At 61.1% G+C, this 8,914-nt stretch carries 10 protein-coding genes; 5 read left to right on the top strand and 5 right to left on the bottom strand.

The window, feature by feature from the left end:
* Positions 1-45 precede the first annotated feature (45 nt).
* Positions 46-366, top strand: coding sequence for a thioredoxin (trxA, locus tag ACR3EK_RS15680; RefSeq protein WP_093963876.1), 321 nt, complete (start codon positions 46-48; stop codon positions 364-366).
* A 128-nt stretch (positions 367-494) separates the two neighbouring features.
* Here trxA and ACR3EK_RS15675 read toward each other — a convergent pair whose 3' ends face one another.
* Positions 495-689, bottom strand: a complete 195-nt coding sequence (locus ACR3EK_RS15675; protein WP_170361078.1) for a DUF1127 domain-containing protein — start codon at positions 687-689, stop codon at positions 495-497.
* A gap of 195 nt (positions 690-884) precedes the next feature.
* On the opposite strand from ACR3EK_RS15675, the gene hslV reads away from it, so the two are divergent.
* The gene (gene hslV, locus ACR3EK_RS15670) at positions 885-1,442 is read left to right on the top strand and encodes an ATP-dependent protease subunit HslV (RefSeq protein WP_093963878.1); all 558 of its coding nucleotides are present in this window, start codon (positions 885-887) and stop codon (positions 1,440-1,442) included.
* A gap of 3 nt (positions 1,443-1,445) precedes the next feature.
* Here the strand turns inward: hslV and ACR3EK_RS15665 are convergent, their stop codons facing one another.
* A complete protein-coding gene (locus ACR3EK_RS15665; protein ID WP_170361080.1) occupies positions 1,446-2,687 on the bottom strand; it encodes an MFS transporter in 1,242 nt (413 codons plus the stop codon).
* Between the two features lie 200 nt (positions 2,688-2,887).
* Between ACR3EK_RS15665 and hslU the strand changes: the two genes are divergently transcribed.
* The 3 genes from hslU (at position 2,888) to ACR3EK_RS15650 (ending at position 6,611) form a co-directional block, all read left to right on the top strand.
* Complete coding sequence (hslU, locus tag ACR3EK_RS15660; protein WP_170342594.1) at positions 2,888-4,195, top strand: ATP-dependent protease ATPase subunit HslU; 1,308 nt, start codon at positions 2,888-2,890, stop codon at positions 4,193-4,195.
* A gap of 101 nt (positions 4,196-4,296) precedes the next feature.
* Positions 4,297-5,394, top strand: coding sequence for an alpha/beta hydrolase (locus ACR3EK_RS15655; protein WP_170342596.1), 1,098 nt, complete (start codon positions 4,297-4,299; stop codon positions 5,392-5,394).
* A 71-nt stretch (positions 5,395-5,465) separates the two neighbouring features.
* The gene (locus ACR3EK_RS15650) at positions 5,466-6,611 is read left to right on the top strand and encodes an MFS transporter (RefSeq protein ID WP_480634037.1); all 1,146 of its coding nucleotides are present in this window, start codon (positions 5,466-5,468) and stop codon (positions 6,609-6,611) included.
* On the opposite strand, the gene ACR3EK_RS15645 is transcribed toward ACR3EK_RS15650, so the two are convergent.
* The 3 genes from ACR3EK_RS15645 to ACR3EK_RS15635 are packed head-to-tail and all read right to left on the bottom strand — an operon-like array spanning position 6,608 to position 8,891.
* Positions 6,608-7,195 (bottom strand): Smr/MutS family protein, encoded by a 588-nt coding sequence (locus ACR3EK_RS15645; protein ID WP_170391393.1) that lies wholly within the window; start codon positions 7,193-7,195, stop codon positions 6,608-6,610. The genes ACR3EK_RS15650 and ACR3EK_RS15645 overlap by 4 nt on opposite strands.
* On the bottom strand, positions 7,195-8,235 hold the full coding sequence (gene mltA / locus ACR3EK_RS15640) for a murein transglycosylase A (RefSeq protein WP_480633850.1): 1,041 nt from the start codon (positions 8,233-8,235) through the stop codon (positions 7,195-7,197). Before mltA ends, ACR3EK_RS15645 begins: the two co-directional genes overlap by 1 nt.
* The gene (locus ACR3EK_RS15635) at positions 8,232-8,891 is read right to left on the bottom strand and encodes a Tim44/TimA family putative adaptor protein (protein WP_170340666.1); all 660 of its coding nucleotides are present in this window, start codon (positions 8,889-8,891) and stop codon (positions 8,232-8,234) included. Before ACR3EK_RS15635 ends, mltA begins: the two co-directional genes overlap by 4 nt.
* Positions 8,892-8,914: the final 23 nt, after the last annotated feature.

Genomic DNA, 8,914 nt, shown 5'->3' with positions numbered 1-8,914 from the left:
CACCTACGTTCGAATCCCAACCGCATGTCATTCAGGAGACAGAATATGTCGACCGTAGCCGTAACCGACGAAACCTTTGACGCCGAAGTCAAGAACTCGGACGTCCCCGTCGTGGTGGATTTCTGGGCCGAGTGGTGCGGACCCTGCAAGCAGATCGGCCCCGCTCTGGAAGAGCTGGCGGCCGAATATGGCGGCAAGGTCAAGATCGCCAAGGTCGACGTGGACAGCAACCCCAACTCGGCCGCAGCCATGGGCGTACGCGGTATTCCCGCGCTGTTCATCTTCAAGGACGGTCAGGTGGTTTCGAACCGCGCAGGCGCTGCCCCGAAGGCCGCCCTGCAAAGCTGGATCGACGAATCCATCTGATACCGAACGGAACTCAACAAAAAAGGCGCTCCTCATCGGGCGCCTTTTTTGTGCATGGTCTGCGCAAAAAGAAAAAGCCGCCCGGAAATCCAAGCGGCCATTCGTCTTTAGTCGAATTCGGTCTGAATTCAGATCTTGGCGATATCTTCGCGGACCAGACCGATATCTTCCAGCTGGGCATCGCTCAGTTGCGACAGCAGCTTGCGGGTCTTGCGGGAGGTGTTCCATTCGGCGGCAGCTTCGAAAGCGTGCGAGATGCCGTCCACTACTCGCAGGATGGTAGCTGCTCCGAGCGGCGCATGGATATTTGCGGTGGTTGCCATTTGCGCATTCCTTTTGTGAAACAGCCGACCCTGTGTCGGTTGTAAGCCTCATCTAGTCTTGCGACAGGCGACTCACAATTGCTGGTCCGACAACCCCGTGATGCACGGATTGCATATCTTTTGGGCAGTTTGAGAACGGGTTGCGCGGATCGCGCCTCCGGCCCATATAGGGCATCAACGGATACGGAGGCTTGAATGGCGGAGAACGACTTTCCCGGTTGGCACGGCACCACGATCATCGGCGTCAAGAAAGGCGGCCAGATCGTCATCGCGGGTGACGGGCAGGTCAGCCTGGGCCAGACCGTGATCAAGGGCACCGCCCGCAAGGTGCGGCGCCTGTCGCCCGGCGGGTTCGAGATCGTCGCCGGATTTGCCGGCTCCACTGCCGACGCCTTCACACTGCTGGAACGGCTGGAAGCCAAGCTGGAGGCCACGCCCGGTCAACTGGCCCGCGCCTCGGTCGAACTGGCCAAGGACTGGCGCACCGACAAGTACCTGCAAAAGCTTGAGGCGATGCTGATCGTCACCGACGGCCGAGACCTGTTCGTGATCACCGGGGCCGGGGACGTGCTCGAACCGGAACATGACGTGGCGGCGATCGGGTCGGGTGGCAACTTTGCCCTGGCAGCTGCGCGGGCGATGATGGACAGCGACAAGTCGGCCGAGGAGGTTGCCCGCGAGGCCATGGCAATTGCCGCCGACATCTGCGTCTACACCAACGGCAACCTGACGGTTGAGAGCATTTCGGGCTAGGGGTCAGGCCAGCAGGGCCGAAATCTCCTTGCCCTTCCACCGGCGGTGCATCCCGATCAGCCCCAGAATGGCCGAGGCGATCACGATGTAATAGGGCAGGCGGATATCGATGCTCATCAACCCGCCGCCGATCAGCGACATGATTCCACCCGCCAGGCAGAACACGGCCGTGGTTACGCCCATGACCCAGCCCTGATCCGCCTCGCTGACCGACGAGGAGAACAGGCCCAGAAGGGTCGGGTAGGCCACGCCGAACAGGAAATAGAACAGGAACACCGGCACATAGCTGAGCACGCCGCTGGGGCTGAAGGCAAAGGCAAAGCCGCAGATCACCATGACGATCAGCGAAACATATATGATGTTGTGCTTGCTGAACCGTTCCTGCGCGGGTTTCACGAGAAACGTACTTGAGAAGGCCAGCGCAACACCGATGACGACCATCGCCATGCTGCCGCCGATCACGCCGTAACCAAAAGCGCTGGTCAAGAAATTGTCCACAAACACGTAGAAGGTGACGTTCGCGATCATGAAGAACGCGTAGACGGGCAGGATCTTCAGAACCATGGGGTGGCCACGTACGGCGACCAGGCTGTCGGTCACATCGCGGGGGCGAAAGACGAAGGGTTCGCGTTCGGTTCGGGTATCCTTGAAAAAGAACAGCACCAGCAGGATCGCGATAAGCACCAGGACAAACGCGCCGTAGAATGGGGTCTTGAGCGTGGCAACGCTGCCCAACAGCGCCGCATCCGACAGGACCGCTCCGATGATCGGGCCGCCGACCAGGCCAAAGCTGACCCCTGTCACGATATAACCCATGTTCCGGTCACGATCGGCTGCATCCGTGCTGCCGTCGATCATGGCCGCCTGCGCAATGGGTTGGTTTCCTGCCGTGAACCCGGTGATCGACCGGCCCACGATCAACAGGATCAGGCTGTTGAGATACAGCGCCGCAATGGTGATCGCATAGCCGGCCAGCGCACCGCCCAGGCAGACCAGAAGTGCATTCTTGCGCCCGATGGAGTCCGAAACTTTCGAGACATAGACGACGCCCAGAAACCAGGACAGGAAGAAACACCCGATCACCAGACCGTAGTAGAAGTGCCGGCTGCCCATTGGCGTGCTTTCCGGCAGAAAGCCCGATTTCGTCTCCATGATCAGCGAGTTGATGATCGGAAAAACCAGCCCTTGGCCGATCAAGTCCACGAACACCACGAACAGCAGGGTAATCTTGGCAATCTTGGACATTTCACTCTCCGGGTCCCGCGCACATTCCGCCAACCCTATCAGAGGACACCGAAATCTCCCAACACGGAGGTCAGGAAAGAATTGCATTGGCGCCGGGTCATTGTTAACCAACGCGGCCAAATGTGCGGTCTCGGTTGTTTTTGCCGACCCCGTGCTTACCTAAGCCGCAGCTGACTGCCGACCATCGAAAGGACTGCCCTGTGACCGACCTGACCCCGCGCGAGATCGTCTCGGAACTGGATCGTTTCATCATCGGGCAGAAGGATGCCAAGCGCGCTGTCGCCGTGGCCCTGCGCAACCGCTGGCGGCGCAAGCAGTTGCCGGATGACATCCGCGACGAGGTCTATCCCAAGAATATCCTGATGATCGGCCCCACCGGCGTGGGCAAAACCGAGATCAGCCGCCGCTTGGCCAAGCTGGCCCGCGCGCCTTTCATCAAGGTCGAAGCGACCAAATTCACCGAAGTCGGCTATGTCGGCCGCGATGTTGAACAGATCATCCGCGATCTGGCCGATGCCGCTATCATCCAGACCCGTGAATACATGCGCGAAGAGGTCAAGGCCAAGGCGCATCAGGCTGCCGAGGACCGCGTGATCGAGGCCATCGCCGGCTCGGACGCCCGCGAGAGCACCCGCGAGATGTTCCGCAAGAAGCTGAAATCCGGCGAGCTGGACGACACGGTGATCGAGCTTGAATTGGCCGACACGTCCAACCCGATGCCGATGTTCGACATTCCCGGCCAGCCGGGCGGTCAGATGGGCATGATGAACCTGGGCGACATTTTCGGCAAAGCTTTCGGCGGGCGCACCGTCAAGCGTCGCATGACCGTTGCCGAAAGCTATGACATCCTGATCGGGGAAGAGGCCGACAAGTTGCTGGATGACGAGGCCGTCACCCGCGCGGCGCTGGAATCGGTCGAGCAGAATGGCATCGTATTTCTGGACGAGATCGACAAGGTCTGCGCCCGGGCAGAAACCCGCGGCGGGGATGTCAGCCGCGAAGGGGTGCAGCGCGACCTGCTGCCGCTGATCGAAGGCACGACCGTGTCCACCAAGCATGGCCCGGTCAAGACCGATCACATTCTGTTCATCGCCAGCGGCGCGTTCCATATCGCCAAGCCTTCGGACCTGTTGCCGGAACTGCAGGGGCGTCTGCCGATCCGAGTCGAGCTGCGTGCGCTGACCGAAGAGGATTTCGTGCGCATCCTGACCGAGACGGACAACGCGCTGACCCGCCAGTATACGGCTTTGATGGGTACCGAAAACGTCACCGTCAGCTTTACCGAGGACGGGATCGCCGCGCTGGCCCGGATCGCCGCCGAAGTGAACCAGAGCGTCGAGAATATCGGCGCCCGGCGCCTGTACACCGTGATGGAGCGCGTTTTCGAAGATCTGTCCTTTGTCGCGCCGGACCGTGCCGGTGCGGAAATCGTGGTCAACGCGGCCTTTGTGGATGAAAACCTTGGTGAGCTGACCAAATCCACGGACCTGAGCCGTTACGTTCTGTAACATGATCAGCCGGTTTTCGCCGGTTGATCCTGCGCAATTATCTGGACGCGTCGGCAGGTTACGCTATGCGTAGCACGTAACTGTTGGTCTGGGATCGATCCGTGCTGCGCTATCTGATCATTTTCGTCACGGTTTCCGTTTTGGGAGGCTGCGTTGATCGATCCATCTCGGTCACCTTGCCCGAAGCGTTGGACGTCGGAACGGCGCAGACCGTGTTCGCGGCCACCACCCGCGCACGCGAGGCCGATGGCTCATACGGGTATCGTCGCGCTGACCGCCTGCAATTCCTCGAAACCACCGTCTCGATCCCGCCGAACCACCGCCCCGGGACGCTTGAGTTTTCCTATTCGGACCCTAACCCGAGCCGGCAGTTCGTTTTGGCCGGTGTGCGCGAATTTCCGTCCGAGCAGGATCTGAAAGCACGGCTGAACGGCGCCAAGGAAGTCACGATATTTGTTCATGGCTACAACGCCACCCAGACCGAAACCGTTTTTCGCGCGGCTCAGTTGGCTCACGACATCGGCCTGCCCGGCAAGACGTTGGTCTATTCCTGGCCCAGCCGAGGGGCCGGGTCGGGCTATGCCTATGATCTGGACAGTATGCTGTTTGCCCGCGACGGGCTGCAACAAACCATATCTACGCTGAAATCCCTGGGCGTCCCGCGCGTGCTGATCGTTGCGCACTCGATGGGAGGCGCGCTGACCATGGAGATGATGCGCCAGGCTGAGCTGCGCGAGCCAGGCTGGTCGCGGCGCAATCTGGAAGGTGTATTGCTGATCTCGCCCGATCTCGACGTTGACGTGTTCCGGTCGCAGATGGCGGTGATCAAATCTCCGCCCGAGCCATTCGTGATCATGGTCTCGCGCAAAGACAAGATCTTGAACGTGTCCGGACGCCTGCGCGGAACTGCCAAAGGCGAGCGGCTGGGCAACATCAGCTCGACCGAGAAGCTGGCGCAGTACCCGGTCAGCATCATCGACACCACGGCCTTCAACAAGGATGCGGAGTCCTCGCATTTCGTGGCCGCCACATCTCCGGCACTTCTGTCGATTCTCAACGCGGCGGGCCGGGTCAGCAGGACCTTTGGCCGGGATCAAGGCGGCATTGATCTTCTGGTGCCGCCGGCCGTGCGAAACGATGCCGGTGCGACCGAGGTTGTTCTGACCGAAACCGGGCAGGTGCGGGTCAGCACTCCGTGATAGGGCGAGGGGTCCGCCTTTTCCTTGCGGACAATGCTCCGTGGTTGGGCGCGGGGGTCTTGCTGACCTTCATGTCCAGTTTCGGGCAGACCTTTTTCATTTCGATCTTCGCCGGACAGATCCAGGCCGAGTTCGGCCTCAGCCACGGCGCATGGGGCGGTCTTTATTCGTTGGGCACGACTGTTTCTGCGATCGTCATGATCTGGGCCGGAGGGCTGACAGACATCTATCGTGTCCGAGTTCTGGGCCCGGCTGTCCTGGTTGGGCTTGCGTGTGCCGCGCTGGCGATGGCGGTCAATCACTGGGTGATCCTGTTGCCCGTAGTTATCTTTCTGCTGCGTCTGTTCGGCCAGGGCATGTGCAGTCACATTGCCATGGTTGCGATGGCCCGGTGGTTCACGGCCACGCGGGGCAGGGCGCTCTCCATCGCAACGCTGGGATTTGCCGTCGGCGAAGCCTTGCTGCCCGTGCTGTTCGTCGCCGCCATGGCCTTTGTCGACTGGCATTTTCTTTGGGCGCTCTCCGCCGCCATCGCGTTGTTGGGAATACCGGCGTTGATGCGAATGCTGCGTCAGGAACGGACACCACAAAGCCTAGCCCGGGAAACCAGCGCGACCGGGATGCTTGGGCGGCACTGGACCCGGCGCGAAACGCTATTGAACCCGCTTTTCTGGTTCATGATGCCGGCGCTCATGGGGCCTTCGGCATTCATTACTGCGTTCTTCTTTCACCAGGTCCATCTGGCGCAGACCAAGGGCTGGGCCCACATCCAACTGGTTGCGTTGTTTCCGGTCTATACCGGGGTGTCGATCTTGGCGATGTTCGCCTCGGGCTGGGCGTTGGACAGATGGGGCACGGCGCGGATGATGCCGTTCTATCAGATTCCGATGGCTGCCGGGTTTGCCCTGTTTGCGTTTGTCCAGACAATCCCCGGCGCCGTAATCGGTTTGTCCTGTCTTGCCATTTCGGTCGGCGCCAACAGTACGCTGCCCGCCGCGTTCTGGGCCGAGTTCTACGGCACCCGTCACATCGGGGCGATCAAGGCGATGGCTGCCGCCGTCATGGTGCTGGGGTCTGCTGTCGGGCCCGGCCTGACTGGCGGGCTGATCGATCTGGGCGTGCCACTCAGCACGCAGTTCCTGTGGATCGCCTGGTTCTTCGTAGCCACGTGCGGCATAGTCTGGATCGGTATTCACAGGGCCCGGCGGCTGCTTTAGCGGACCCGCCTCAGATACACGTAGTAAGCCCCATCACCGCCATGGCTGATATGGGCGGGACTGACCTGAAGAACCGCTTGGGCCAGCGGCGGCAAATGCAGCCACTGAGGCACCTGGTTGCGCAGCACGCCGCGGGGCGTCGGGATCGGGCCGGGTTCGTCTCTATCCTTGCCTTTGCCGGTGACCACCAGAACCAGTCGTTTTCCCGATGCCTGCGCCGACAGGATGAACCGGATCAGAGCAGGATGGGCCGTATCGACCCGCATTCCGTGCAGGTCCAGTTTGCCTTCGGGCTTCAGCTTGCCGCGTTTCATCCGCGCAAAGGCCTTGCTGTCCATCTGCACGGGTGCGGCGCGCAGGCTATCGCCGATTGCGGGCTTCAAGCTGTGGCCGCGTCCATTTGTCGGTGCATTCTGACCCAGTTCAAAGGCGTCTATCCGCGCTTTTGGGGCTTTTCTCGGCTTGGGTTTCGGCAAGGTCGATGGGTGCACGGATTGGGGAATCTCCGGGTGCAGCCGCTCGGTCTGCCGGGTTACCTTGTGCCACAGTTCGATCTCGTCTTCGGTCAGCTTGCGACGGGTCATCAGAACTCATCCGGCAGCATGGCATAGGCGCGCTGGATCGGCAGCAGAACGATCATGCGACCGGGATCCTTGAGCTGGCCCGCCGCCTGTCCCGCAGCGTCCCCGGTTCCGAAAAAGATGTCGGCCCGTTGTGCGCCCTTGATTGCCGAGCCGGTATCCTGTGCGATCATCAAGCGCCTCAGCGGAGTCTTACCGTCTTTTTCGACCCAGACCGGCGCGCCCAACGGGGTATAGGCCGGATCCACGGCGATGCTGCGCATTGCGGTGATCGACCGGTTCATTGCGCCCAAAGGTCCACGGTCTGCAGCCACCCGCGAAACCTCGCGGAAAAAGACGTAGGACGGGTTGTGCATCAACAGCTCGGCCCCAATCTCGGGGTTCTTGCGCACCCACGACTGGATCATCCGGGCGCTCACATCATGCGCACCCAGAATACCGCGCCGGACCAGTTCAACCCCAACCGACCGATAGGGGTGGCCGTTGGCCCCGCCATATCCAACACGCACGGAACTGCCATCCGGCAAACGGATGCGCCCCGAGCCTTGAATCTGCAGAAAAAACAACTCGACCGGGTCATCGACCCAGGCGATTTCCAAACCGCGGCCCTTCATCACGTCACTGGTCAGCAACTCGCGCCGGCTGAGCCATTGCCCGGTCGCCCGGGCCTCGGGCGGCATCTTGTAGACCGGGTATCTGTAGGTTTCAGTCCGCGTCCGCGAGCCATTCAATTCCGGTTCAAAGTATCCGGTGAACAGCGCGGCCTTTTCATCCTCGATCAGGATGGGCCGGAAGAACAGCTCAAAAAAGGCGCGCGCGGCATCGGGCTCGTATGTCCGTGCGGCCGCACACAACGAACGCCAGTCCGGATCGTCCAGGTCCCCGCAAGTGTCCAGAAAAACGGACAAAGCCGCGCCGTGGTCATCCTCGGCCCAGCCATCAAGGTCAGCAAATGACAGGATGGATCGCGTCGCCTCAGCTCCGGCGGCATTGGCGGCGGTCAGAACCGCCACCAGCATCAGCGACCGGAGCGTTCCGATCATGCGTCCGTGGCGACAAGCAGCCAGTTCGGATCATCCGCGCCCATGACGCGAGCAAAAGTCCAGCTGTCCTTTTGGCGCTTGATCGTGTTGGGGCTGCCTTCGATGATGTCACCGCCCCGGTCACGCACGACCGACGTCAGCTCGCCGACGAACCGCACAGTGATCTCGGCGCGGTTTGAATCCTTGTCGAATTGTGCATCCACCAGGCCCATCTCACGCACACCGATGAACTCGGCCTCGATCGTCAGGCCCTTGTCCTCGCGATCGGCGACAACCGACACGAAGGTTTCGAACACTTCCTCGGACAGGAAGGGCTGGATTTCATCCAGATTGCCCCGCTCGAACCCCATGACGATCAGCTCATAGGCGCCACGGGCGCCCTGCAGAAACTCGCTGACCGAAAAGCTGGGCTCGACTCGCTTCATTGCGGCCAGCGTCTGCGCCAATTCGCTGTCTTCGGGCACATGGTCGGTAATGTCACGATCCGGACCGCCGTCGATCACTTCGAAATCACGACGCGACTTCCCGGTGTCGGGTTGCTGCGGCACCGGTGGTTTTTCAAAGCCTTCGCGCGTGCCCAGCACGCTTCTGAGACGCAGGATCAGGAAGATGGCTATGCCAGCCAGCACCAGAAGCTGGATCAGGGGTGAATTCATTTCGTCCTCTTTTCAGCACCGAG

The organism is Ruegeria sp. BC8 (genome assembly GCF_056535705.1).
This window is presented reverse-complemented; position numbering and strand designations above follow the sequence as displayed.